The sequence below is a fragment of the Pacificoceanicola onchidii genome (genome assembly GCF_004804335.1).
Classification (GTDB): Bacteria; Pseudomonadota; Alphaproteobacteria; order Rhodobacterales; family Rhodobacteraceae; genus Pacificoceanicola; species Pacificoceanicola onchidii.
Genome location: NZ_SRXY01000007.1, coordinates 215,767 through 241,171, shown reverse-complemented (window position 1 = coordinate 241,171; position 25,405 = coordinate 215,767). Strand labels below are relative to the sequence as shown.

Below are 25,405 nucleotides of genomic sequence, written 5' to 3'. Positions count from 1 at the left end.
TTTCATCGAAGGATTCTTCGAAAAGTTAACACACGGCGCTTCAAATGCAGAAGCAAATTGCACGCACCTTCTGCGACATTCTGTCAAAGAGAACAGGAGACTCGCCATGAAAATCGGATGCCCCACAGAAATCAAACCGCAGGAATTCCGCGTCGGCCTGACGCCCAATGCGGCGCAGGAAGCCATCGCCCACGGCCACAGCGTGGTGGTTCAGAAAGGCGCAGGGATTGGCGCCGGTTTTGCGGACGCGGATTATGTGGCCGCAGGCGCAACCATTCTGGACACCGCCGAAGAGATTTTCGCCAGCGCAGACATGATCGTGAAGGTCAAGGAGCCGCAGGCCGGTGAGCGCAAGATGCTGCGCGAAGGCCAGCTGCTCTTCACCTACCTCCACCTCGCCCCCGACCCGGAGCAGACCCGCGACCTCCTCGCCTCCGGCTGCACCGCCATCGCCTATGAAACCGTGACCGACGCCCGTGGCGGCCTGCCGCTGCTCGCGCCGATGTCCGAAGTGGCCGGCCGTCTCGCGCCTCAAATGGGCGCCTGGACCCTGCAAAAGGCCAACGGCGGCCGCGGCGTTCTGATGGGCGGCGTGCCCGGTGTTGGCCCGGCCCGCGTTCTGGTCATCGGCGGCGGCGTCGTCGGCACCCACGCGGCCCGTATCGCCGCAGGCATGGGCGCGGATGTGACCGTTCTGGACCGCTCGCTTGACCGCCTGCGCTACCTTGACGACACCTTCGGCTCCGTCTTCCGCACCGGCTACTCCAGCTCCGGCCTGCTCGAAGAGCACCTGACCCAGGCAGACATGGTTGTCGGCGCGGTCCTCATCCCCGGCGCCTCAGCCCCCAAGCTGGTCCGCCGCGATCACTTCCCCATGATGAAGCCCGGCGCGGCGCTTGTGGACGTGGCCATCGATCAGGGCGGCTGCTTTGAAACCTCGCGGGCGACCACCCACGCGGACCCGATCTACGACGTCGACGGCATCATGCACTACTGCGTGGCCAATATGCCCGGCGCCGTGGCCCGCACTTCGACCATCGCGCTCGGCAATGCCACCATGCCCTACATGCTGGCCCTCGCCGACAAAGGCTGGAAGCAGGCCTGCATGGACGATGCGCACCTGCTCAACGGCCTCAACATCCACGCAGGCAAGCTGACCTACAAAGCCGTCGGCGAAGCGCTCGGGATCGAGACCACCGAAGCGCTGGCCCTCGCGGCCTAAAACCCAAAAGGCGGGCCCATCCCCCCGGGCCCGCCTGTTTCTTTGGGCTCCAAATACCTCGGGGGAGTCCGCAGGACGGGGGCTGGCCCCCACAAAATTCTCCCCGAAGAATTTTCCTCCCTCAGAGCACCACGATCCCCGAATGCTTCGCCTTGTGCTCCGGCTCCACATGGATCGTCACGGTGCATTGGCTGATCGCGCCCTGCAGGGCCGCCTCGATCCGGTCGCAGATGTCATGCGCCTCGTCCACCGTCATCTCGCCCGGCACAACGAGGTGAAATTCGATGAAGGTCGCGCGGCCCGCGTGGCGCGCCTTGAGGTCATGCGCCTCGACCGCCCCGTCCGCGTTCTGCGCAATCAGCGCCCGCATCTCGTCAAGGTCTGCCACCGGCACGCTTTCGTCCATCAGCCCGCCCACCGAGGAGCGGATCACCCGCCAGCCGGACCACAGGATGTTGACCGCGACCAGCGCCGCCAGCGCGGCGTCGAGCCAGAGCCAGCCGGTCATCACCGCCAGAAGCACCCCGATCGTCACCCCGACAGAAGAGACAACATCGGTCAACAGATGCCGCCCGTCCGCCTCCAGCGCGGGCGAGCGCAGCGCGCGCCCCCGTCGCAGCAGCACAAAACACCACGCGCCGTTGATCACCGAGGCCAGAATGTTGATCGCGAGCCCAGGCCAGGCCTCGATCTGCGGCGGCGGACTGGTAAAGCCGTCCCAGGCCGCGCGCAGAATGAAAATCGCCGCGATGACAATCAGCACCCCTTCCAGAACCGCGCTGAAGTATTCCGCCTTGTGATGCCCGAACGGGTGATCGTCGTCCGCCGGTTGCGAGGCCACATGCACCGCCCAGAGCGCGGCGGCGGCGGTGGCCACGTTCACCACGCTTTCCAGCGCGTCGGACATCAGCGCCACAGAGCCGCTCACCCACCACGCCAGCGCCTTGATCGCCAGAACGATCAGGGCAACGGCCACGCTGCCGAAAGCGAGTGTCTTGGCGTTGGTCATACCGGGGCTCCGCAATCCGCCTGCGTCATAGCCTCCCCCGCGCAGGGCGGCAACCAGTCCTCAATCGCTGCAAAACACTCCTCTCACCACGGTGACAGGAGGGCTGTGGTCAAAGGAGCTATCACAACAGGCACGAAAGGCTGTAACCCCATGGAACGAAACGCAATCAACCCCTGGCCCTGGTCTCTTCCGCTTGGCTACAATCAGGGTGAAGTGGTGACAGGAGCCTCCCGGCGGCTCATCGTCGCGGGACAGACCGCCGTCGATGAAACCGGCGCGCCGAAGCACCCCGGCGACATGCGCGCGCAAATCGCGCTGGCTTTGGAGAACCTCAAATCCGTTCTGACTGAGGCTGGCATGAGCCCGGCCAACGTGGTCTCATTGCGCATATACGCCACCGATGTGGACGCCGCCCTGAAGAACTTCGACCTGCTCGGCAGGACCTTCGGCCCGGAAGGTGTCCGCCCGCCCATGTCCCTGCTCGGCGTGACACGGCTGGCCATCGCGCCTCTGATGTTCGAGATTGAGGCAGAGGCTCTGGCCTGACTTCGTACCTCGTGTGGCATGACCCGCCCCAGGGTCATGCTCCCGTCAAACCAAGGAGACCGCCATGCGCCGCGCCGAACGCCTTTTCCGAATGGTCAACGAATTGCGCGCCTCCGGCGTCACCCGCGCCTCCGATCTGGCAGAGCGGTTCGAGATCAGTCTCAGCACGGTCTACCGCGACATTGCTCACCTTCAGGCGTCCGGCCTGCCAATCGACGGGGAGGCCGGGGTTGGCTATGTGCTGCGCCCCGGCTTCGATCTGCCGAACCCGACCTTCACCCATGACCAGCTTGACGCACTCGCCGTCGGGCTGGCTTTTGTCGAGCGTACCGGCGATCCGTCCCTCGCCGCCGCCGCCCGTGAAGCCCGCGCCAAGATTCAGGCCGGTCTGCCCGCCCCCGAAGAGCGGCGGCTTCTGGATGCGCCCTACTACTCGCTGCACCGGCAGGACAGCAGCCTTGAGGCGCTCTCTACCGTGCGCAAAGCCATCCGGGAGCGGCGCGTGCTTGGCCTGTCTTACCGCACCAACGATGCCCCCGCGCAGGAACGCCAGATCAACCCGCTGGTGGTGTGGGATCTGCCCGTGGGCTGGATGGTCGCGGGCTGGTGCCGCCTGCGGCAGGACTTCCGAACCTTCCGCAATGACCGCATCGTCTCGCTTTGGGAGACCGATGCGCATTTCGATAATCACCCGGAACAGGGGCTGGCTGCCTATATGGCGCTCGAAGAGTGCCACAGATGAAAAAGGCCCGCCAAAAGGCGGGCCAACTCGTTACCGAACCTATTCGCGTCACTTCTTGAGCGAGTCGCGAATTTCGAGAAGAACGTCCAGCTCGCTCGGGCCCGCCGGTGCCTCTTCTTCAGCTGCTGCTTCTTCCTCTTCCGCGGCTTCCTTGACGCGGTTAACCGTTTTCACCAGCATGAACACCACGAAGGCGATGATCAGGAAGTTGGTGATCGCCATGACAAACCGGCCAATGGCAAAGATCGGCGCGCCTGCTTCTTCGGCTGCGGTGATCGAGGCATACTCGCCGCCGTCCAGCGCATAGAACCAGCCCGAGAAATCCATCCCGCCGGTGAACAGCGCGATGAGCGGGTTGATGATGTCGCCCACCAGCGACGTGACAATCGCGGTAAAGGCCGCGCCGATGATGATACCAACGGCCATGTCCATGACATTGCCCTTGGCGATGAAGTCCTTGAATTCCTGAAGCATGGATGTGCCCCTCACTGTCCTGTTCGCATCGCGGACAAACGCCGCCTGTTGATCTTAACCATTTACCGCCCCATATCCCCACAAAAGCAGCATCGCGGCAGTGGGAAACCACCTTCCGCCCTCCCCCCTTTTTGCAAATTCCAAGGAAACGCCCATGTCGGATCTGTCAGACTTCCCGATCACCAAACGTTGGCCCGCGCAGCACCCGGACCGCATTCAGCTCTATAGCTTCCCCACGCCGAACGGGGTGAAGGTGGCCATCTTGCTCGAAGAGCTTGGCCTGCCATACGAGGCGCACCGGGTGACGCTGTCGGATGCGGATGTCAAAAGTCCGGAGTTCCTGAGCCTAAACCCCAACAACAAGATCCCCGCGATCATTGACCCGAACGGGCCAACCGGCGCGCCTCTGGGCCTGTTCGAAAGCGGTGCGATCCTGATTTATCTGGCGGACAAGGCGGGCCGGCTGATCGGCTCCGACGCGGCAAAGCGCGCCGAGGTAATCCAGTGGCTGATGTTCCAGATGGGCGGGGTTGGCCCGATGTTCGGCCAGCTCGGGTTCTTCACCAAATTCGCCGGCAGCGCGGTGGAAGACCCGCTCCCGCGCGAGCGCTACATCAACGAAGCAAAGCGCCTTCTGGCGGTGCTCGACGGCGCGCTGGAAGGGCGGGACTGGATCGCGGGGGAGTATTCCATCGCCGATATCGCGCTGGCACCATGGCTGCGGGGGCTGGAATTCTATGGCGCGCAGGAGATCGTCGGCTGGAGCGATTTCCCGAACTGCGTGGCCTATGTGGAGCGTTTCCTTGCGCGCCCCGCGGTGCAGATCGGGCTGAACACACCGCCCCGTTGAGGGCGCGCGTCCCGGGCCTGACCCGGGACCTCCGCGCGGTGGTGTAAGCACTTGTTCACTGCCTGCGCGCAGGATCACCCCCGGATCCAAACTGAAAACTCGGATTGATCCGCGCGGCCTTCACCACGCTGCGCGGGCAGCCCCACAGGGGGATGTTCGATCTGATCAGGCGAATACGCCGGGAGATAAACGCCCCGGCCACGTTATCCGTATCTTGGCGGCCGCCTCTTTTCAGGCTTCACATCATGGAATTGCTCAAACCCGTCCAGCGCTCCTGCTGCGGCGGGCGCGGGGCTTGCCGCGTTTCGGGCTTACCAAAAAATGCGACACGAATGGCTTGAGAGCGCCTCAGGCGCGGCAGAGCATTCGTGTCACAACAAAAGCCCGAAGCGCTTTTTAGCCCCGCCCTACCGGCTGTTCCACTGATGCGAAAGAATCAAATCAGGTTACGCTGGCAAACCGCCGGTCAGCACATAGCGCAGGATCTCCGCCACCTGCCCCGGCGTGCGGCACATGGCGAGCGCGGCGGCGTCCACCTCTTTCAGGGCGTGGTCATGCTCGGGTTGTTGCAGGATGATCAGCGACTTGCCCAGCGCCGCCGCAAACCCCGCATCAAACGCCGCGTTCCACTGTTTGTATTTCTCGCCAAAGCGCACCACGACCACATCCGCATCCTCGATTCCTTTGCGGGTGCGGATGGCGTTGACCATCGCGCCTTTGTGGTCGTGCCAATACTTGTTCGGCTCCTCGCCAAGGATCGCCACGCCGCAATCATCGCTGGCGGCGTGGTCCGTGACGGGGGCAGAGAAACTCACGTCGAGCCCTTGGCAGGCCTCGATGATCTGCTCGCGCCAGTCGGTGTGAATCTCGCCGGACAGGTAAACATTCAGGCCCATGTCGGGTCTCCTTTTGGATTGCGTTGTCCCGAACCTAGGTCCGAAAAGCTCAAACACAACCCGCCATTCGCGATGCGCCAGTTACGGGAGCTGTCACAGGCGCGATGGCGCCGCTGTTCGCGCATCCGCGCTGGAGCCCTCGCCCCATGCCGGTTTGATGGTGTCACGCCTTCAAGGAGACCACCATGGCCCAGATATTTGTGAACATCCCGCTTTGGGTTTACCCCCTTTTCATTGTCCTGATCCTGCTTGGTCTGCGCGCTTGCAAGGACCGCCTCACGCCGGTCTGGGTGCTATACCTGATGCCGCTGCTTGGGCTCTTGTCCGTCAATCGTGCCTTGTCTCTTGGCCCGGTTGCGCTTGGGCTTTTGCTTCTGGCCGCCTGCGCCGGGGTTTGGGTGGGTCTGCACCTGCAACCACGCTGGACCGTCCGGCGGGAAGGCGCGCGGGTGCATTTGCGCGGGGAGCGGCTGACGCTTGTCACGCTGCTGGTGCTCTTTTGCGCGAACTTCATTGCAGGGGCCGGGCAAAGCATCGCGCCGGAGGTGACGGCTGGGCTGGCCTTTGGCTTCGGCTGGGGCGTGCCAGTCGGGCTTTTGTCCGGCAGTCTTCTGGGGCGGGCGCTGAGCGTGGCGCGGCTCCCGATGTAATGCAAAAGGCCGGGCACTTGCGCGCCCGGCCTTTCGATCTTTAATCCGATAGCTCACCCATCCTTGCGGATGGTCTCGTTCTTGGGATCATAGGGGCTGTCGCAGGTGACAACCGCGTCCCACAGCTGGTCGAGGATTTTGACCTTCAGCCTGGTCCCTTCCACCGCCTGCTCCGGCTTCACATAGCCCATGCCGATGGACTTCTCGAAGGCCACGGAGTAGCCGCCCGATGTCAGACGCCCCGCGCGCTCGCCTTCCGGCGTATAGAGCGCCTCGCGGCCCCAGGGATCGGCGTCCTCCGGCCCGTCGATCAGCAGCGTGCAGCACTTCACCCGCACGCCGGTCTCGACCAGCTTGTCCTTGCCGTAGAAGTCCTTGCCCAGGTCGATGAAACGCGGCAGGTCGGCCTCCGCCGGGGTTGCGTCGCGGCCCAGTTCGTTGCCAAAGGCGCGGTAGGATTTCTCCTGACGCAGCCAGTTCTGCGCCCGTGCGCCGACCAGCTTCATACCATGCTTCTCACCGGCTTTCTCAAGCAGGTCGAAGAGGTAGTTCTGCATCTCGATCGGGTGATGCAGCTCCCAGCCAAGCTCGCCGGTGTAGGCCACGCGGATCGCGTTGACCGGGCACATGCCCAGTTCGATCTGGCGGGCGGAGAGCCAGGGGAAGCGCTTGTTCGACAGGGCGGTTTCGGGATCGGCGTCCTTGATGACCTCTTTGAGCACATCGCGCGATTTCGGCCCGGCGATGGCAAAAACGCCCCATTGCGTGGTCACGTCCTGCATCTCGATGCGGCCAAACTCGGCTTCCTTGTCCTCGATCGCCTTCCTGAGATAGTCGGCGTCATATTCGGACCAGGCCCCGGCGGAGACGAGGTAATATTCGTCCTCGCTCAGGCGCACGATGGTGTATTCCGTGCGCGTGGTGCCCAGCGCGGTCAGCGCATAGGTCAGGTTGATGCGGCCCACTTTCGGCAGCTTGTTGCAGGTGAACCAATCAAGGAACGCGGTTGCGCCCGCGCCCTTTACGATATGCTTGGTGAAGGCGGTGGCGTCGATCAGGCCAACACCCTCACGGATCGCCTTGGCCTCTTCCACGGCATGCTGCCACCAACCGCCGCGGCGGAACGAGCGGGCCTGCGCATCGAAGTCCTCCGGCGCGCCGACGGGGCCGTAGTAGTTCGGGCGTTCCCAGCCGTTGACCCAGCCGAATTGCGCGCCGCGCGCGGCCTGGCGGTCATAGGCGGGGGAGCAGCGCAGCGGCCGTGCGGCGGGGCGCTCTTCGTCCGGGTGGTGCAGGATGTAAACGTGCTCATAACACTCTTCGTTCTTGCGTGCCGCGAACTCGGTGGTCATCCAGTTCGACGAATAGCGCTTGGGGTCGAGCGAGGCCATGTCGATCTCGGCCTCACCATCGACCATCATCTGCGCGAGGTAATAGCCGGTGCCGCCTGCGGCGGTGATCCCGAAGGAGAAGCCCTCAGCCAGCCACATGTTGCGCAGCCCCGGCGCCGGGCCGACCAGCGGGTTGCCGTCGGGCGTGTAGCAGATCGGGCCGTTGAAATCGTCCTTGAGACCGCTCTCGGCACAGGAGGGCACGCGCTCGGCCATGGCCATGTACTGATCGGCAATCCGGTCCAGATCGAGCGGGAAGAGGTCGGCGCGGAAGCTGTCCGGCACGCCATGCTCGAACCGCGCAGGTGCTCCGTGCTCGTAGATACCGAGGATCCAGCCGCCGCGCTCTTCGCGGGCATAGCTCTCATTGTCCGCATCGCGCACAACCGGGTGCTCCGGGTTGCCCGCCTCGCGCCATTTGACCAGCTCCGGGTCTTTGTCCATCACGATAAACGTGTGCTCCACCGGAATGGCGGGCATCTTGATACCCAGCATCTTGGCGGTGCGCTGCGCGTGGTTGCCGCTGGCGGTGACAACATGCTCGGCGGTGATCACAACCTGCTCATCCGATTCAATCAGGTTGCCGCCCTTTTCCACCATCTTGGTGCAGGTGACTTCCCAATGGGTGCCGGTCCAGTGGAAGGCATCGGCCTGCATCTTGCGCACGATCTCGACGCCGCGCTGGCGGGCGCCCTTGGCCATGGCTTGGGTCACGTCAGCGGGGTTAATGTAGCCGTCTTCGGTGTGATAGATCGCGCCCTTGAGATCGCCGGTCTCGATCAGCGGCCAGCGCTCCTTGATCTGCTCCGGGGTCAGCCACTCATAGGCCACGCCGCAGGTCTCGGCGGTGGAAGCATAGAGCATGTATTCGTCCATGCGATCCTGCGTCTGCGCCATGCGCAGGTTGCCCACCACGGCAAAGCCGGCATTCAGCCCGGTCTCTTCCTCAAGCGTCTTGTAGAAATCGACCGAATACTTGTGAATGTGGGTTGTCGCATAGGACATGTTGAACAGCGGCAGAAGGCCGGCGGCGTGCCATGTGCTGCCCGAGGTCAGCTCATCGCGTTCGATAAGCATGACATCGTCCCAACCGGCCTTGGCAAGATGATAGGCGATGGAGGTGCCGACGGCACCGCCGCCAACAACGAGAGCTTTCACATGGGTTTTCATCAGTGCGGGACTCCGACAAACGCTTCTTTGACAAAGACGTTTACAGGATGAGCCGATTCCTGCGCGGCCCAGCCGACCTTTGCCGGTTCAAAACCGACTTGGACGTCGGTTTAGGGCCTGTGGGCAATCACCAGTTCGCGCCAGCGCGAGACAGATTTTGCCGCCAGCGCCCGTCTCTGAGTGCAGCAGGGCAAATCCCCGGAAGCGAAGAGACGGGAGGGTGGAGGCAAAATCTGCCGCGTCCCTTCAGGGATTTCGCAAAAATTGCTCATTTCCGCGTTATTTGAGCTTGCAGTAGCTGGCTACTCCTGCGCTCAAATGCCTGGAACTGAGCAATTTTTGACTGAAACTGGCGCGGTCTGGTGATTGCTCACAGGCCCTGGACCTGTGGGCAATCAGTTCCGCACCACCACGTATTGGCAATTGCGCCGCACCACGCGCCCGCCGTGTTCGCCCATCTGGCGCTGCTCGCGCAGAAGACGCTGCAACTGTTCAGCCTGTTCACGGTATTCGTCCGAGCTGAGTTTCGGGCAGTTGTCATTGCCCGAATCCTGATGTGTCGCGCTGCTGGCCGGGGCCGGTTTGCGCCAAACGCTGGTATGGGCGCTGCCCCCTGTCTCCGCCTCGATCTGGGAGCCGCTGCGCAGGCCAGAGGCGACCGGGGCGATCATGGCAGAGATCTGCTCCCAGTCCCATTTCTGGATAAAGCGTTTGACCTCATAGCCTTCGGCGTTGGACACGATGAAGGCGTCAAACACACCGTCATGCCGCTGGCGCATGAAAATCCGGTAGGGATAGTTGATCAGCACGCCGGTATAGTCCGCGTTCTGCCGCTCACGCTGCACGAAGTTGAACTGCCCGCGCCGCATGAAGGGTTTGTAGTATTTGTAGTCCCAATACGAGCCATTCCCGACCCCGCCGAACATGTGGCTGATCATGCCCCGGCGTTTGCCGCGCGACTTGATCTTGCCGGGCGGGATGTACACGCCGGGCTTGCGGAAATCGCGGTCGCGCTGGAATTGCAGGCGCACGGCGATCAGCTTGTCGCCTTTTTCATAGACCGTGACGTAGCTGCCGGACGTCCCGCTTGGACAGGCGGGGATCTTGTGGTCCATGCAACGCGCGAGATCGGGGTTCAGGCGGTAGTAGTCCGCCTTCTCATAGGACCGCCGCGTCCAGCCATCATGCGAAGCGGGCAGAACATCATCCAGATGTTTGGCAAAGGCGCGCTTTTCCTCGATAGTCATCGCGCCAAGTGGCTTGTCGGAGAACTCCGGCTCCGCCGTCTGCGCCACCTGCTCTGCGCCGACACCGGGAATGTCGATATCAAGCCGGTATTCCACGTAGGCCATGAAAGACGTCGGCCGGCCGAACTTCTTGCCCGCAACCGAAAACATCATGAAATCGACGATCGGCAGGGCCATCAGGAAGACGGCCACCACAAGCCCGGCCCAGACAAAGGCGGGCACGGCGGGTTTGCGAAACTGGGGATCGGGGTGACTGCTCATTTTCTGTCCGATATTCTCAAATACTTTTCTTCGATGGGTCGGCGGTCCGGTCAATCAACCCAGGCGCAATAGGATTTGCCGCCTTCGGTGATGCAGACCTCGGCGATATCCCTGCCGCGCGCAAAGCGTTTTTCGCGTTCCAGACGCTCGTCGATCCGGCGTCTGGTTTCCGCCGCCTTGCGCTTGCGCTCCATCTCCTGCCGTCGCAGTTCCGCCGTCAGATCTCGCTGCCGGGTTCCGGAGTTGTCCGCTTCGGCACCGACAAGCGCCTTGAGATCCTTGTACCGGATATGGCGCAGCACGCTGTCGATGTCGGACAGCGATGTGTTGGTCTTTACGGAAATCTCCAGTTCATCCCCGATCAGCGCCTTGAGGCGCGTGGTGTAGCCGCCGCTCTTGTTGCGCGAGCGGGAGATCTGCTCGAAGGCCACGCCGCTGTAGGCTTTGACCAGCCGTTTTTTGTCAGTCAGGGCCGAGCCCGCGATATTGGCCTCCAGCGCGGCCATGAAGCCGGACTTTCCCGCCTTCATCCGGGCACGCAGAATGATGGCCTTTTCGCCCTTGAGGTAGACCGCAATGTTCCGCCCCTTACCGCGATTGCGCAGACTGCCCGCGGCATGATCCACGGCCTTGAGCGCCTTGAAGTGTGTATTGCTTTCCAGCTCCGCCCTGAAATCCTTTTCCCAATCCGGCATTTCCCGGTCCGGTCCGGCCAGCAGAATGTCGAACCCTTCGTTCCACTCAAAGCGCTGCCAGCCTCCGGTATCGCCCGGAAAGTAGCTGTTCATCGGCCCGTCCCGGCGGGTTTCGATCTGTGCCCGGCGCGCGGCGTCCTTGCCGCGTTCGACAAAGCTCTGGGTCCAGCCCGCAAGGCCGAACTCCGAAGGCGCAACCCCCGCAACCACGGCCTGCCGGTGATAATCCATCACGCCCAGCCCGATGATCGTCAGAAAGATCGCACCAAGGCTGCCGATGATGAAATTCGCCACCGTTCCAAAACCTGCACGAAACACCGCAACTCACTCCTTGTCGAATCCGCCGTCTGTTTCCACATTAGAAACGCCGAAAAACGGCAAGACCGGGGCATTGCCCCGGCGATTTGACGCAATTTTTCTGAAATTTCAGAGAGTCACCGCAATCACGGCTGCCCTGCGGCTGTGGATCAATTGTCCACCCAAGCGCAGTAGTTCTGACCGCCTTGCGTGATGCAGACCTCCTGAACACCACTTCCCCGCGCGCGCCGTGCCTTGGACGCCAGCCGTCTTTCGATATCGGCCTGAATACGCGCCTGCTTTTGCTGCGCCTCGCGGGTCTGGCGTTCAAGCTGTGCGTTCAGCTCGCCCTGCCGGGCCTGCGCGTCTTCCTCGGAGATGCCAACAACGGAACCAAGCCCCGCGTAGTCAATGGATGCCAGCACCTGGCTGGCCTGCGACAGCGGCGCGTTGGTGACGACGATCAGCTCCAGTTCGCCCCCCATCGACGCGCGCAGACGATAGCCCTTGCCGGACAACTCGTGCTGCCAGCCGAAAGATTTGAGGTAGTGAAACGCATAGCCCCCAAAGCTCCGCGCCAACTTGCCGTCTCGAAACTCGTACTGCATGGCCTTCGCCTGCCAGCGTTCGGTTTGCGACAAGGGGTTGGCCTTGGCGTAGCGCGCAGTCAGGACGAGGACTTTGTCGCCTTTCACATAGACCGCCGCGCGCGACTTCGGACTTTTGTCATAAGCTCCCTTCAACGCGCGCTCGGCGTTCTCCTCGGCCCAGCCCAGCGGGTCGTCCCGGATTCCGATCTGATCATCCGTGAGATCGCCGGACATGCTACGCACCTTGTGCAGCGCCTGCTCATAAGACGGACTCCACGCGCGGCGATGCCAACCCGATGTGGTATCCGGGAAATAGCTGTTCAGAGACCCGCCGAGGTTGACCATCATGGCACCGCGCCGCACCACGGACTGCCCACGCGAGACAAAGGTGCCCATCCACTGCCCGATCGAGTAATCCTCGGACGAAACCCGCGCCTCGATCGCCTGCTCATGGAAATCCAGCCAAAGGATCGCCGCGATGGCCAGCCCAAAGGTGCCAATCATTCCGGCAATGTAGTTTGCCGCCATCCCCAAACCCTTACGAAACAAGACGCGCACTCCATTTTGCGACACATTCAGAAACTCCGCCCAAGGAAGCCGCGAATTTCGGCAATATCAGGACCGTGTTTCGACAATTTGAGGTTGTTTTTCCTCTGCGCGCGGATCAGGCGGCCCGCCTGCGGCGGTTTCACGCTGATTTGGGTCATTCATCCCCTTCCCCCTTTGGAGGCGCGGCCCTATAAGAGCACCCGGTCCGGACTTGGGGAGTCGCGGGCCCATCGGATTATGGGGCAGAGCTCGAATGTTTGGACTGGACAAACTCCTTGGCGCGTTTTCGTCGGATATGGCGATTGACCTCGGGACGGCGAACACGCTTGTCTACGTGAAGGGACGCGGCGTCATTCTGAGCGAGCCTTCGGTGGTCGCCTATCACGTCAAGGACGGCGTGAAGAAGGTTCTGGCCGTTGGCGAGGACGCGAAACTGATGCTGGGCCGCACGCCGGGCAGCATCGAGGCCATCCGCCCGATGCGCGAAGGGGTGATCGCGGATTTTGACACCGCCGAGGCGATGATCAAGGCCTTCATCCGCAAGGTTCACAAACGCTCCACCTTCTCCAAGCCCAAGGTCATCGTCTGTGTGCCCCACGGCGCGACCCCGGTTGAAAAACGTGCGATTCGCCAATCGGTTCTGTCCGCCGGAGCCCGCAAGGCCGGCCTGATCTCCGAGCCCATCGCAGCGGCCATCGGCGCAGGCATGCCGATCACCGATCCCACCGGCAACATGGTTGTCGACATCGGCGGCGGCACCACAGAGGTGGCGGTCCTGTCTCTGGGTGACATCGTTTACGCGCGCTCCGTGCGCGTCGGCGGCGACCGTATGGACGAAGCCATCATCAACTACCTGCGCCGTCAGCAGAACCTGCTGGTGGGCGAAAGCACCGCCGAGCGGATCAAGACGTCCATCGGCACCGCGCGCATGCCCGACGACGGGCGCGGCTCTTCGATGCAGATTCGCGGGCGTGACCTTCTGAACGGCGTCCCGAAAGAAACGGAAATCAGCCAGGCCCAGGTGGCCGAGGCCCTGTCCGAGCCGGTGCAATCCATCTGCGAAGCGGTGATGACCGCGCTCGAATCCACCCCGCCGGATCTGGCAGCGGACATCGTCGACCGGGGCGTCATGCTCACCGGCGGCGGCGCGCTTTTGGGCGATCTCGATCTGGCCCTGCGCGAACAGACCGGCCTCGCGGTCTCCATCGCGGACGAGAGCCTGAACTGCGTGGCGCTTGGCACCGGCAAAGCGCTGGAATACGAAAAGCAGCTCCGCCACGCCATCGATTACGACAGCTGACGCCGCGCGACGGCCCGGCTGTACCGGGCGCGCCGCGTCTTGTAGTCTTTTGACACCACAGCAGCGGAGCGCCCTTGGCCCAGGACCGACAAAGCGATGATTTCACCACGCCGCTGAAGCGTCTGCTTCTGGCGATTCTGGTGCTTTGTCTTCTGGGAATCTTCCTTGTCTGGCGCATCGACAGCCCCCGCGTGGAACGCTTCCGCGCCCAGGTGATCGACGCGGTGGTGCCGAGCATGGACTGGGCCATGGCCCCTGTGACAGGCGCGGTGAACATCCTGCGCGACTTCCAGAGCTACCAGCGCATTCACGAACAGAATCAGGAACTTCGGCGCGAGCTGCGTCAGATGACAGCGTGGAAAGAGGCGGCGCTTCAGCTCGAACAGGAAAACGCCCGCCTGCGCGACCTGAACAACGTGCAGCTTGATCCGCGCCTGACCTATATCACCGGCGTGGTGCTGGCCGACTCCGGCTCACCCTTCCGGCAATCGGTCCTGATCAACGTCGGTTCCCGCGATGGCATTGTCGATGGCTGGGCCACCATGGACGGAATCGGGCTTGTGGGGCGGATCAGCGGCGTGGGCAAACAGACCAGCCGGGTGATCCTGCTGACCGACACAACCAGCCGGATTCCGGTGGAAATTCAACCTTCTGGCCAGCGCGCTCTGGTGGCAGGCGACAACACAGCCGCGCCGCCCATCGACTTTCTCGAAGACCCCGATCAGGTGCGCGCGGGCGACCGGATCGTGACCTCCGGCGATGGCGAGGTTTTCCCGCCCGGTCTGCTGGTGGGTCAGGTGGCCAAAGACCCCGGCGGGCGGCTGCGCGCGCGGCTGGCGGCGGATTATGAACGGCTCGAATTCCTGCGGGTGCTGCGCGATCACGGCGCGCGCCGCGTCTCCAGCCCCAGCGCCCTGATCCTGCCCGAAGAGCTGCCCGACGCGGGCGAGCCGCTGCCTGCAACAGACGAGGGCGCGGGCGGCGATGGTTGAGCGCGGGCCGGGCCATATCTGGGCCATGCGCGGGGCCTATCTGGCGCTCACCGCGCTGGTGATCTTCCTGCATCTGTTGCCGCTCCAGACCCTGCCCCGCCAGTTCGCCGGGCCGGATCTTCTGGTGGCGCTGACCTTTGCCTGGTCGCTGCGCCGCCCGGACTACGTGCCCGCCCTGCTCATTGCCGGGGTCATGCTGCTTGCGGACCTGCTCTTTGGTCGCCCTCCGGGGCTCTGGGCCTTGACGATCCTGATCGGTGCCGAATGGCTCAAGAGGCGCGACCGGCGGATGCGCGACACCACCTTTGTCGCGGAATGGCTGACCGTGGCGACGTTGCTCTTTGTGCTGACTCTTGCCTATCGGCTCACTCTCGGGATCTTGATCGTGCCCGCTGGTGCGCTTTTCCTGTATATCACGCAATATATCATGACGGTTCTGGCCTATCCGCTGGTGGTGGGTCTGAGCCATGTGCTTTTCCGGGTGCGCCGCAGCGCGCCCGGTGAGGTCGATCCCATGGGACGCAGCCTATGAAACGGACGCAACGCGAGACATCGGAAAGCGCCCTGCGCATCACCCGCCGGGGGTTGATCCTTGGCGGGGGGCAGCTGGCGTTTGCCGGGCTGCTCGGCCTTCGGATGCGGCATATGCAGGTGGATCAGGCGGATGAGTTCCGCCTCCTGGCCGAAGAGAACCGCATCAACATCCGCCTTATCCCGCCGTCGCGCGGGCGCATCTTTGACCGCAACGGCCGGGTGATTGCCGAGAACGAGCCGACGTACCGGATCACGCTGGTGCGCGAGGATGCGGGGGACGTGGACGAGGTCATCGGACGTCTGTCCATGCTGGTCGAGCTGGATGAAGACGATCTCAACCGCGCACAGGCCGAGATGAAGCGCACGCCGCCATTCTTTCCGGTGACCGTGGCCGATCGCGTGAGCTGGGAAGACATCAGCCGCGTCGCGGTCAACGCCCCGGCCCTGCCCGGTATTGTCACCGAAGAGGGCTTTTCGCGGGTTTATCCGCAGCACGAAACCTTTGCGCATGTGGTCGGCTATGTGGGGCCTGTGTCGGACCGCGATCTCAACCGTTTCGAAGATCCGCCGCCGCTCTTGCGCATACCGCGCTTCCAGATCGGCAAGGTCGGCGTTGAATCGAAGTTCGAGGAGTCGCTGCGCGGCAAGGCCGGCGCGAAGCGCGTCGAGGTCAACGCCGTGGGCCGGGTCATGCGCGAGCTGGACCGGCGTGAGGGCGATTCCGGCTCGGATGTGCAGTTGACCGTCGACAGCGCCCTGCAGGACTACGTCAAAGTGCGGCTCGGCGAGGAAAGCGCCAGCGTGGTCATCATGGATCTGGAGAAAGGCGATCTGCTGGCCATCGCCTCCGCTCCGTCCTACGATCCCAACAAATTTGTGCGCGGGATTTCCGTGGCCGATTACAGCGGCTTGCGCGACAACGATCACCGCCCGCTGGCCTCCAAAACCGTGCAGGACGCCTACCCGCCCGGATCGACCTTCAAGATGGTCACGGCGCTTGCCGCCATGGAGGCGGGGCTGGTCGGCCCCGACGAGACCGTCTGGTGCCCCGGCCACATGGAGGTGGGCAGCCGCCGCTTCCACTGCTGGAAGCGGGTTGGCCATGGTCATATGAACCTCGAAGGGGCGCTGCGCGAAAGCTGCGACGTGTATTTCTACGATCTGGCGCTGAAAGTCGGGATCGAGAACATCGCCGCCATGGGCCGCCGCCTCGGCCTTGGGGAATCGCATCGGCTCGAGATGTCCGCCGTCACCGCCGGGCTGATGCCGGACAAATCCTGGAAACTGCGCGAACGCGGCAGCGATTGGGTAATCGGCGACAGCGTGAACGCCTCCATCGGGCAGGGTTTCGTTCTGACCTCGCCGCTGCAACTGGCGGTGATGACCGCACGCATCGCCACCGGCCGGGATATCTCGCCGCGTCTGGTCAAAAGCATCAACGGCATCGAGACGCCGTCCCGCGCGGGCACCTCGCTGGGGCTGAACGAGGACCATCTGCGCCAGATCCGGCGCGGCATGTATGCGGTCACCAACAACCGTCAGGGCACCGCGTACAAATCGCGCATCATCGGCGAAGGCGTGCGCATGTCCGGCAAGACCGGCACCGCGCAGGTCCTCAACCGCATCGTCAAAAATGACGCGCCGTGGGAAGAGCGGGACCACGCGCTTTTTGTCAACTTCGCGCCGCATGACACGCCGCAGATCGCCGTGTCCGTGGTGGTGGAACACGGCGGCGGCGGCTCCACGGCGGCGGCCCCGATTGCCCGCGATGTGACCTTGCAGGCGCTCTACAAGGGCGATCCGCCGCTGGAGGCCTACCCCAAGAGCATGCGCCCGAGGATCAAGGAACAGCAGGAACGCCTCGCGCGGGAACGCGAAGAACGGGCGGCCGGACGGTCAGGGCGCGCATGACCTATCTTGAGTATTCCGTCAAAACCGTCCCCACCGGCTGGCGCAAGATCCTGCATCTGAACTGGCCTTTGGTGGTGTTGCTGACCGCAGTGGCCAGCGTCGGCTTCCTGATGCTCTATTCCGTGGCAGGCGGCAGCTTCAGCCCCTGGGCCGAACCGCAAATGAAACGCTTCGGGCTGGGCCTCGCGGCAATGTTCGTGGTGGCCATGGTGCCGATCTGGCTGTGGCGCAACCTTGCGCTTGTGGCCTATCTCGGGGCCTTGTTCCTCTTGCTGATGGTCGAATTTTTCGGCGCGGTGGGCATGGGCGCCCAGCGCTGGATTGACCTTGGTTTTATGCGGCTCCAGCCCTCGGAGCTGATGAAGATCACCCTCGTGATGTTCCTCGCCGCCTATTACGACTGGCTGCCTCTGAACAAGACATCGCGCCCGCTCTGGGTGATCCTGCCGGTCATCATCATCCTCGTCCCCACCGCCATGACGCTGATGCAACCGGATCTTGGCACCGCCATCCTGCTGCTGACGGGGGGCGGCTTGATGATGTTTCTGGCTGGTGTGCACTGGGCCTATTTCGCCACCGTGATCGCGGCTGGCGTGGGCGGGATCTGGGCCGTGTTCCAGAGCCGTGGCACCGAATGGCAACTGCTCAAAGACTACCAGTTCCGCCGCATCGACACCTTCCTTGATCCCTCCTCCGATCCTTTGGGCGCGGGCTATCACATCACGCAGGCCAAGATCGCCATGGGCTCCGGCGGCTGGACCGGGCGCGGCTTCATGCAGGGCACGCAGAGCCGTCTGAACTTCCTGCCGGAAAAACACACGGACTTCATCTTCAACACGCTGGCCGAAGAGTTCGGTTTTGTCGGCGGGTTCTCCCTGCTGGCGCTTTATGTGCTGGTTCTCATCTTCTGCATCGTCGCCGCCGTCCAGAACCGGGACCGCTTCTCGTCGCTGCTGACGCTCGGGATCGCGCTGACCTTCTTCCTGTTCTTTGCGGTGAACATGTCCATGGTGATGGGTCTTGCGCCTGTCGTAGGGGTTCCTTTACCCCTTGTGAGTTACGGCGGCTCTGCCATGTTGGTGCTGATGATCGCATTCGGCCTGGTGCAGAGCGCGCATATCCACAGGCCAAGATAAGACGTAAAGGCTCTCGATGACTGTAAACATCCTTTTCGCCGCCCCGAAGGAAGACTGGGCGGCGTATGAAGCGCCCTTGACCGAAGCGCTGGCGGCCGCCGGTCTGGACACTGAAATCGGCACCGAGATGGCGCCCGAAGCCGTGGATTACATCGTCTACGCGCCTTCCTCGGAGGTGCAGGATTTCACGCCTTTCACCCGTTTGAAGGCGGTGCTGAACCTCTGGGCCGGGGTCGAGCAGGTGATCGGCAATGCGACCCTGACGGTGCCCCTGTGCCGGATGATCGATGAGGAAGGGCTGACCCAGGGCATGGTGGAATGGGTGACGGGACATGTGCTGCGCCATCACCTTGGCATGGACAAGCATATCGTGAACCCGGACGGCGTCTGGGAACACGAAGCGCCGCCCATCGCGGCGGATCGCCCGGTGACGATCCTCGGGCTGGGCGCATTGGGCAAGGCCTGCGCGCGGGCGCTGCGCGGCATTGGCTTTCCGGTGACAGGCTGGAGCCGCAGCCCCAAGCAGATCGCCAACATCCAGTGCCTGCATGGCGACACCGGTCTGGCGCAGGCGCTGCGCGGGGCACAGATCGTGGTGCTGCTGCTGCCGGAGACGCGGGCGACAGAGAACATTCTCAACGCCCAGTCGCTGGCCCTGCTACATCGCGGGGCGGTGGTGATCAACCCGGGGCGCGGGCCTTTGATCGACGATGCGGCGCTGCTCGCAGCGCTGGACAGCGGTCAGGTGAGCCACGCGACACTGGACGTTTTCCGGGTGGAGCCGCTGCCGTCCGGTGATCCCTATTGGGCCCATCCGCGTGTGACCGTCACCCCGCATGTGGCGTCCGAAACCCGCCCCGGCTCTGCCGCGCGGGTGATCGCAGAAAACATCCGACGCGGCGAAGCGGGGATGCCGCTGATCGGGCTGGTTGATCGGCTCGCCGGGTACTGACGGCGGTCATTCCCCTCACCACGGGCGCGGAATCAAGCCCGAAGGGCGCCGCGCCCATCGACAGGCCGTCCCCGCGGCACGGCGATTGGGTTGGTGCCTGGCACTACACCAGCCTAGCGCGCCAGTTTTTGAAATAAATCAAGGGGAACAAGGGTTGGATCGCCGTACCACGGCCCGTCGATAGGCGCGGCTTGTGCTCTAACCCTGAGGTCCGGGATCAAGTCCGGGACGTGGGGCTACAGGCCTAACGCTGACAGTCACGTCCCGCGTTTCTACCTCGCAAACCACCCTCTGACCTGAAAACCGGGGTCGCCGCCCAGAACTTTTTTCCGAAAACCGGTTCCCACTTTTCGGATTGCACTTTGCCATCTCGTGCAATTTTTTCCGAAAACCGGTTCCCACTTTTCGGATTGCACTCTAAAGCCTAAACAAGCTCGCATCAGGAGACCTGTCATGGCCTTTGACCGTTCCATCAAGATCGCCCCGTCGATCCTGTCCGCCGATTTCGCCAACTTCGGGCAGGAAATCCGCGCCATCGAAGATCAGGGCGCCGATTGGGTGCATGTGGATGTCATGGACGGGCATTTCGTGCCGAACCTGACCTTCGGCCCGCCCGCCGTCAAAGCTTTCCGCCCGCATGTGAAGACCTTCATGGACGTGCACCTGATGATCGCGCCTGTGGACCCCTATATCGAGGCCTACGCGGATGCAGGCGCGGATATGCTGACCGCGCATGTCGAGGCCGGCCCGCATATCCACCGCACCCTGCAAGCCATCCGCGGCGCAGGCATGCAGGCGGGCGTGGCGCTGAACCCCGGCACCTCTGCCGAAGCGGTGCGTGACGTACTTGATCTGGCGGACATGGTGCTGATCATGACGGTGAACCCCGGTTTCGGCGGGCAGAAGTTCATCGACATGACAGCCAAGATCCGCGCCGTGCGCGAGATGATCGGGGATCGCGAGATCCACATCCAGATCGACGGCGGTGTGGACCCGAAAACCGCGCCTCTCGTCGCCGAGGCTGGCGCAGATGTGCTGGTGGCCGGCTCCGCCGTATTCCGGGGCGGCTCGGTTGAGCAGCCGGAGGTTTACGGCGCGAACATGCAGGCGATCCGGGACGCGATCGCGGCGCGCTGATCTTCGGGCTCACCCGCCCTTGCGATAGCGGAACGTCCCGGTGGCCTTGGCAATCAACTCGCCGGTCTCATCCGTGATCTCACCTTCGGCGAAGAAGGTGCTGCGCCCGCCGCCCGTCTTGCGCCCGGTGCCGATGAAGCGCTGGCCCTTGGGGCGCGAGAGATACTGCACGTTGAGGTTCAGCGTCAGGCACATCTGGCGCTGCTCCGGATCGCCCGTCCAGCAGCCCGCATAGCCCATGACCGTATCGAGCAATGAGGCATGCGCGCCGCCATGCGGATTGCCGTGGCGGTTCATGATAAACGGCTCCAGCGGCAGTTCGAACTGCGCAAATCCGTCGGACCAATCCAGCATCCGCATGCCGATATGCGCCGACCACGCGTAGGCCTCTTCGCGAAACCGCTCATCCATCGGACTGCTCCAGAAAAAACCGGGTGATCCAATTGGCGGCGAGCGCCGGGCGGCCCTGCCCTTCGATCTGCACTTCCACGTCCCAATGCACGTCAAGCGCCCCGTCAAGCTCGTCAACCGAAGCCACGGTGAACAGCCCGCGAATACGCCCGCCAACCCGCACGGGGCTGATGAAACGCACGCGGTCAAAACCGTAGTTCACGCTCGACGCCACGCCGGGCAGCGCGTCCACCACCTGGTAAGACATGGCCGACAGCATGGAGAGCGTCAGAAACCCGTGCGCGATGGCCCCGCCAAAGGGTGTTTCCTCTGCGGCGCGGGCCTCATCGAGATGGATAAACTGCCAATCCTCGGTCGCATCGGCAAAGGCCTGAACGCGTGCGGCATCCAGCGTGAACCAATCGGTGGTGACAGGGGCCTTACCCCGCAGATCGTCAGCCAGCATCGGGCAGAACGTATCCGTCAAACCGCTTGCGCAGCGTGAGTTTTGATACCTTCCCCGTCGCTGTCAGGGGCAGGGCTTCGACGCATTCCATCGCGTCCGGCAACTGCCATTTCGCCACGTGTTCGAGCATCATCTCGTGTATGTCCTCCAGTTTCGGCGGGTCTTCCGGCGAGACCGGGGCAACCACCAAGAGAGGCCGTTCATCCCATTTCGGATGCGGGATTGCAATCACCGCGCAGGAGGCGACCTTGGGGTGCGCCATGGCGATGTTTTCCAGATCAATCGAGGAAATCCACTCGCCCCCCGACTTGATCAGATCTTTCGCGCGATCCTGCACGTAGAGGAAGCCGTCAGGGTCAATCGACGCCACATCGCCGGTGCCAAACCAGCCCGCATCGTCAAATGCCTCCTGGCTGGCCTCTTCGTTGTTGAAGTAGCCCGCTATGACGGAGTTGCCGCGCACATAAAGCTCGCCCACCGCTTCGCCATCCTGCGGCAGGGTCTTGCCGTCTTCGTCCGAGATCTTCATCTCGACCCCGAAAACCCGCCGCCCCTGCCGGGACTTGATCACCATCTGCTCTTCGAAAGGCTTGTCCTTCATGTGATGAGACAGCTGGCCATGGGTGCCGACCGGACTCATCTCCGTCATGCCCCATGCGTGGCAGACATCGACACCGCGTGTCTCGAAAAACTCGATCATCGAGCGCGGCGCGGCACTGCCGCCGATCACAAGCTGATCCAGCGCGGACGGTACGGCCCCGCGTTTCTCGGCCTCTGCCCCAAGGCCGAGCCAGACTGTCGGCACGCCCCAGCTTGCGGTGACCTGTTCGCTCTCCATCAGATCAAAGATTGAAGCCCCATCCAGCGCGCCGCCCGGCATGATCAGCGAGGCCCCCACGATCGGCGCTGCATAGGGCAGCCCCCATGAATTGACGTGGAACATCGGCACGACCGGCAGGATGCGCGCCCCCTCATGCAGGCTGCGCGGTACGGTGACCGACAGGAACAGCGCGTGCAGAACGGTCGAGCGGTGCGTGTAGAGCGCGCCTTTGGGATGGCCCGTGGTGCCGGAGGTGTAACACAGCCCCGCCGCCGTGTCCTCGGGCAGCACCGGCCAGTCATAGGTCTCTGGCTGGCCGTCCAGAAGCTCTTCGTAACACAGCAAATCCAGATCGCTGTCCGGCATATGCGCGCGATCCGTCATCACGACAATCTGCCGCCCGTTCTCATGGGTCTGGGCCAGCCGCATTTCCTCGGGATGCGCCTTTGCCAGCGCCTCCAGAATCGGCACAAAGGTCAGGTCGACGCAGATCACCTGATCGCCCGCGTGCTGGATGATGTAGAGCATCTGTTCCGCCGACAGACGCGGATTGATCGTGTGGCACACCGCCCCCATGCCGCTGATGGCGTAATAGAGCTCGAAATGCCGGTAGCCGTTCCACGCCAGCGTCGCGACCCGATCCCCGGCAGACACCCCAAGGCGCGCAAGACCATGCGCCAGTTGCGCGGAGCGTGCATAGGCCTGTGCGTAGGTTTCCCTGTGCAGATCCCCCTCGCAGCGTCTCGAAACGATCTCCGCCCCGGGATGACACTCGGCCGCGTATTTCAGGATCTCGATGATCCGCAACGGCATTTCCATCATCATACCTTGCATCCAGCCCTCCCTTGCTGTCCGCTGTTCTGATCCTAAAGTGTGGGGCAGAACCCGGATGGCGCAAGTCTTCTTGACAAAACCAATGAGAGAAAATTTTCCATGACAGACCAGATGCGCCGGATCACCCTCGCCCGCAGACCCGTTGGCCAACCGGTTCCGGAGGACTTCGCCCTGCAAACCGGACCGGTACCGGACCCCGGCGAAGGCGAAGTTCTGATCGCGGTCAGCCACCATTCTCTGGACCCTTACATGCGCGGCCGCATGGATGACGCGGGCAGCTATGCGGCCTCGGTGAACTTGGGCGAAACCATGGTTGGTCAAGGGGTTGGCACGGTTCTGACCTCTCGGGCAGACGGTTTGGCAGCGGGCGACAGTGTGACCGGCATGACCGGCTGGGCCTCACATGCGGTGCTGAAAGGCGGGGACCTGCGCAAGCTGGACCCATCGGTCCCGGTGACGACCGCGCTTGGCGTTCTCGGCATGCCGGGCTTCACGGCCTGGCGCGCGCTCAGCGAATACGGGCGGCCCAAGCCGGGCGAAACCCTCGCCATTGCCGCCGCCACCGGCCCGGTCGGTGCCATGGTTGGCCAATTGGCCAAGGCGCAGGGGCTGCGCACCGTGGCCGTGGCGGGCGGCGCGGAGAAATGCGCGCTGGCCACAGAAAAGTTCGGCTTCGACGCCGCCATTGATCACCGCGCCTATGACAGCGCCTCGGACCTGCGCAAGGCGCTAAGCAAAGCCTGCCCGGATGGCATCGACATCTACTGGGAAAACACCGGGGGCAAGGTGCTCGAGGCCGTCATGCCCCTGATGAACACCGGCGGGCGCATCCCGCTCTGCGGCACCATCGCCTGGTACGGCGGCGGCACCTCCGACAAGCTGCCCCACATCTGGCGCGCCATCCTGACCAAGCGCCTGAATGTAAACGGCTTCATTATCTTCGACCATTGGCACGCCCTGCCCGATTTCCTCGCCGAGATAACCCCGAAAGTCGCCGCCGGCGAGATCACTTACCTCGAAGACATCACCGACGGTCTGGAAAACGCCCCCGATACCTTCATCGCCATGCTCAAAGGCGGCAATACCGGAAAGACGATCATCAAGGTGTAACCCGCCCCGCTTCTTTGGGCCTAAAATACCTCAGGGGAGTCCGCAGGACGGGGGCAGCGCCCCCAAAACAAAATTTTGTCCCGGCAAAATTTTCACCTTCAGAAATAAGCCACGCCCTGCGCCCGGACGTGCAGGGCGTAAACCGACTGGCTCGCCGCCATGAAAAGCCGCGTGCGGTAGGTGCCGCCGAAGCAGACATTGGCGCAGCGTTCAGGCAGTTGGATCATGCCGATGGGCGTGGCATCCGGGGCAAAGACGCGCACGCCGTTGAGCCCCTCGCCCGTGCCCCAGCCGCACCAGAGGTTGCCGTCCGTATCAAGCCGGAAACCGTCCGGCGTGCCCTGTTCCCCGGCCTCGATCAGGCGGCGCCCGTTCGACACAGTCAGCCCATCTCCCGAGACGTCATAGGCATGAATGCAGCGCGGCGCGCCCGATTGCACCACGTAGAGGATGCGCTCATCCGGCGAAAACGCCAGCCCGTTGGGATGGTCGATCTCGGTGATCACCGCCGTGATTTCCCCTGACGGATCAATGCGGTAGACATGAGTGGGCAGTTCCGGTTCGGCCCGGTAGCCCTCGTAGTAGTCACGAATGCCGAAGGTCGGATCGGTGAACCAGACCGAGCCATCGGATTTCACCACCACGTCATTGGGCGCGTTGAGCCGTTTGCCCTGGTAGCTGTCTGCCAGCACCGTCACCGTGCCATCAAGCTCCGTGCGGGTCACGCTGCGCGTGCCGTGCTCGCAGGACACCAGCCGCCCCTGCCGGTCACGGGTGTTGCCATTGGTGAAGGGACCGCGCCGGTACACGGAAACCGCGCCGGTTTCCTCTTCGATCTTCAGGATCTGACTGTTGGGAATGTCGCTGACCAGCAGGCACCGCATGTCCCCGAACCAAACCGGTCCTTCGGCCCAGCGCATGCCAGTGTGCAGGCGTTCTACGGCTGTGTTTGTCACCAGAAGCGGGCGAAAACGCTCATCGAGGATTTCGATCCGCGGATCGGGGTAGAATTCGGATTGTTGCCACATGACGCGCGTTCCTTTGCCGGTTCACAGCAATAGAAACCACGCAAGGCGCTCAAATGACAATCAAAAGATGGGTGGGGGTGGTACCACCTCCCCGGCTCGAACGGGGGACCTCCTGATCCACAATCAGGCGCTCTAACCAACTGAGCTAAGGCGGCACTGGCGGCGGGATACAATCTGCAAAATCCGATTGCAAGACCGAATCCGGA

The 25,405-nt window shown here is 63.3% G+C and carries 25 protein-coding genes and 1 tRNA gene; 13 read left to right on the top strand and 13 right to left on the bottom strand.

What is annotated here, in order from left to right; genetic code table 11:
* Window positions 1–106 precede the first annotated feature (106 nt).
* Window positions 107–1,222 (top strand): alanine dehydrogenase, encoded by a 1,116-nt coding sequence (gene ald, locus E4662_RS18405; RefSeq protein ID WP_136443073.1) that lies wholly within the window; start codon window positions 107–109, stop codon window positions 1,220–1,222.
* A gap of 121 nt (window positions 1,223–1,343) precedes the next feature.
* On the opposite strand, the gene E4662_RS18400 is transcribed toward ald, so the two are convergent.
* Entirely contained in the window at window positions 1,344–2,231 is an 888-nt protein-coding gene (locus E4662_RS18400) for a cation diffusion facilitator family transporter (RefSeq protein WP_136443072.1), read from the bottom strand.
* 150 nt (window positions 2,232–2,381) lie between these two features.
* Between E4662_RS18400 and E4662_RS18395 the strand changes: the two genes are divergently transcribed.
* Both E4662_RS18395 and E4662_RS18390 read left to right on the top strand, forming a co-directional pair.
* Window positions 2,382–2,777 (top strand): RidA family protein, encoded by a 396-nt coding sequence (locus E4662_RS18395; RefSeq protein ID WP_136443071.1) that lies wholly within the window; start codon window positions 2,382–2,384, stop codon window positions 2,775–2,777.
* A gap of 64 nt (window positions 2,778–2,841) precedes the next feature.
* Window positions 2,842–3,519: a helix-turn-helix transcriptional regulator gene (locus tag E4662_RS18390; protein WP_136443070.1), complete on the top strand. Its 678-nt coding sequence runs from the start codon at window positions 2,842–2,844 to the stop codon at window positions 3,517–3,519.
* Window positions 3,520–3,567: 48 nt separating this feature from the next.
* Here the strand turns inward: E4662_RS18390 and mscL are convergent, their stop codons facing one another.
* Entirely contained in the window at window positions 3,568–3,993 is a 426-nt protein-coding gene (mscL, locus tag E4662_RS18385; RefSeq protein ID WP_136443069.1) for a large conductance mechanosensitive channel protein MscL, read from the bottom strand.
* A 154-nt stretch (window positions 3,994–4,147) separates the two neighbouring features.
* Between mscL and E4662_RS18380 the strand changes: the two genes are divergently transcribed.
* Entirely contained in the window at window positions 4,148–4,843 is a 696-nt protein-coding gene (locus tag E4662_RS18380; RefSeq protein ID WP_136443068.1) for a glutathione S-transferase family protein, read from the top strand.
* 446 nt (window positions 4,844–5,289) lie between these two features.
* Here the strand turns inward: E4662_RS18380 and E4662_RS18375 are convergent, their stop codons facing one another.
* Window positions 5,290–5,739, bottom strand: coding sequence for a YtoQ family protein (locus E4662_RS18375; protein ID WP_136443067.1), 450 nt, complete (start codon window positions 5,737–5,739; stop codon window positions 5,290–5,292).
* A gap of 185 nt (window positions 5,740–5,924) precedes the next feature.
* On the opposite strand from E4662_RS18375, the gene E4662_RS18370 reads away from it, so the two are divergent.
* Window positions 5,925–6,389, top strand: a complete 465-nt coding sequence (locus E4662_RS18370; RefSeq protein WP_136443066.1) for a hypothetical protein — start codon at window positions 5,925–5,927, stop codon at window positions 6,387–6,389.
* 53 nt (window positions 6,390–6,442) lie between these two features.
* Here the strand turns inward: E4662_RS18370 and E4662_RS18365 are convergent, their stop codons facing one another.
* The 5 genes from E4662_RS18365 to E4662_RS24435 all read right to left on the bottom strand — a co-directional run bounded on the left by E4662_RS18365 (window position 6,443) and on the right by E4662_RS24435 (window position 12,747).
* Complete coding sequence (locus tag E4662_RS18365) at window positions 6,443–8,950, bottom strand: GcvT family protein (RefSeq protein ID WP_136443065.1); 2,508 nt, start codon at window positions 8,948–8,950, stop codon at window positions 6,443–6,445.
* 395 nt (window positions 8,951–9,345) lie between these two features.
* On the bottom strand, window positions 9,346–10,458 hold the full coding sequence (locus E4662_RS18360; protein ID WP_136443064.1) for a hypothetical protein: 1,113 nt from the start codon (window positions 10,456–10,458) through the stop codon (window positions 9,346–9,348).
* A gap of 50 nt (window positions 10,459–10,508) precedes the next feature.
* On the bottom strand, window positions 10,509–11,471 hold the full coding sequence (locus E4662_RS18355; protein ID WP_136443063.1) for a hypothetical protein: 963 nt from the start codon (window positions 11,469–11,471) through the stop codon (window positions 10,509–10,511).
* 149 nt (window positions 11,472–11,620) lie between these two features.
* Window positions 11,621–12,568, bottom strand: coding sequence for a hypothetical protein (locus tag E4662_RS18350; RefSeq protein ID WP_136443062.1), 948 nt, complete (start codon window positions 12,566–12,568; stop codon window positions 11,621–11,623).
* 47 nt (window positions 12,569–12,615) lie between these two features.
* Window positions 12,616–12,747 carry a hypothetical protein gene (locus E4662_RS24435; protein ID WP_276606314.1) on the bottom strand — a complete coding sequence of 44 codons (132 nt, stop codon included), beginning with the start codon at window positions 12,745–12,747 and terminating at the stop codon, window positions 12,616–12,618.
* A 95-nt stretch (window positions 12,748–12,842) separates the two neighbouring features.
* Between E4662_RS24435 and E4662_RS18345 the strand changes: the two genes are divergently transcribed.
* The 7 genes from E4662_RS18345 to rpe all read left to right on the top strand — a co-directional run bounded on the left by E4662_RS18345 (window position 12,843) and on the right by rpe (window position 20,551).
* The gene (locus E4662_RS18345) at window positions 12,843–13,889 is read left to right on the top strand and encodes a rod shape-determining protein (protein WP_136443061.1); all 1,047 of its coding nucleotides are present in this window, start codon (window positions 12,843–12,845) and stop codon (window positions 13,887–13,889) included.
* A gap of 74 nt (window positions 13,890–13,963) precedes the next feature.
* Complete coding sequence (gene mreC, locus E4662_RS18340) at window positions 13,964–14,881, top strand: rod shape-determining protein MreC (protein ID WP_136443060.1); 918 nt, start codon at window positions 13,964–13,966, stop codon at window positions 14,879–14,881.
* On the top strand, window positions 14,874–15,413 hold the full coding sequence (locus tag E4662_RS18335; RefSeq protein ID WP_136443059.1) for a rod shape-determining protein MreD: 540 nt from the start codon (window positions 14,874–14,876) through the stop codon (window positions 15,411–15,413). Before mreC ends, E4662_RS18335 begins: the two co-directional genes overlap by 8 nt.
* Window positions 15,410–17,326, top strand: a complete 1,917-nt coding sequence (gene mrdA, locus E4662_RS18330; RefSeq protein ID WP_136443058.1) for a penicillin-binding protein 2 — start codon at window positions 15,410–15,412, stop codon at window positions 17,324–17,326. Before E4662_RS18335 ends, mrdA begins: the two co-directional genes overlap by 4 nt.
* Entirely contained in the window at window positions 17,323–18,462 is a 1,140-nt protein-coding gene (gene rodA / locus E4662_RS18325) for a rod shape-determining protein RodA (protein ID WP_136443057.1), read from the top strand. The genes mrdA and rodA overlap by 4 nt, the downstream gene beginning before the upstream one ends.
* 16 nt (window positions 18,463–18,478) lie before the next feature.
* Window positions 18,479–19,414 (top strand): 2-hydroxyacid dehydrogenase, encoded by a 936-nt coding sequence (locus tag E4662_RS18320; protein ID WP_136443056.1) that lies wholly within the window; start codon window positions 18,479–18,481, stop codon window positions 19,412–19,414.
* A 453-nt stretch (window positions 19,415–19,867) separates the two neighbouring features.
* Window positions 19,868–20,551 carry a ribulose-phosphate 3-epimerase gene (rpe, locus tag E4662_RS18315; protein WP_136443055.1) on the top strand — a complete coding sequence of 228 codons (684 nt, stop codon included), beginning with the start codon at window positions 19,868–19,870 and terminating at the stop codon, window positions 20,549–20,551.
* Between the two features lie 9 nt (window positions 20,552–20,560).
* Here the strand turns inward: rpe and E4662_RS18310 are convergent, their stop codons facing one another.
* Genes E4662_RS18310 through E4662_RS18300 form a run of 3 tightly spaced genes read right to left on the bottom strand, consistent with a single transcriptional unit; the run spans window position 20,561 to window position 23,061 of the window.
* Window positions 20,561–20,962 (bottom strand): PaaI family thioesterase, encoded by a 402-nt coding sequence (locus E4662_RS18310; protein ID WP_136443054.1) that lies wholly within the window; start codon window positions 20,960–20,962, stop codon window positions 20,561–20,563.
* On the bottom strand, window positions 20,955–21,407 hold the full coding sequence (locus E4662_RS18305; RefSeq protein WP_136443053.1) for a MaoC family dehydratase: 453 nt from the start codon (window positions 21,405–21,407) through the stop codon (window positions 20,955–20,957). The genes E4662_RS18310 and E4662_RS18305 overlap by 8 nt, the downstream gene beginning before the upstream one ends.
* Window positions 21,397–23,061 (bottom strand): long-chain-fatty-acid--CoA ligase, encoded by a 1,665-nt coding sequence (locus tag E4662_RS18300; RefSeq protein WP_136443052.1) that lies wholly within the window; start codon window positions 23,059–23,061, stop codon window positions 21,397–21,399. Before E4662_RS18300 ends, E4662_RS18305 begins: the two co-directional genes overlap by 11 nt.
* Window positions 23,062–23,160: 99 nt before the next feature.
* Here E4662_RS18300 and E4662_RS18295 point away from each other — a divergent pair, with 99 nt between their 5' ends.
* A complete protein-coding gene (locus tag E4662_RS18295) occupies window positions 23,161–24,171 on the top strand; it encodes an NADP-dependent oxidoreductase (protein ID WP_136443051.1) in 1,011 nt (336 codons plus the stop codon).
* Window positions 24,172–24,269: 98 nt separating this feature from the next.
* Here the strand turns inward: E4662_RS18295 and E4662_RS18290 are convergent, their stop codons facing one another.
* On the bottom strand, window positions 24,270–25,199 hold the full coding sequence (locus E4662_RS18290) for an SMP-30/gluconolactonase/LRE family protein (RefSeq protein WP_136443050.1): 930 nt from the start codon (window positions 25,197–25,199) through the stop codon (window positions 24,270–24,272).
* Between the two features lie 78 nt (window positions 25,200–25,277).
* Window positions 25,278–25,354 (bottom strand) — tRNA-His (locus E4662_RS18285).
* Between the last annotated feature and the right edge of the window lie 51 nt (window positions 25,355–25,405).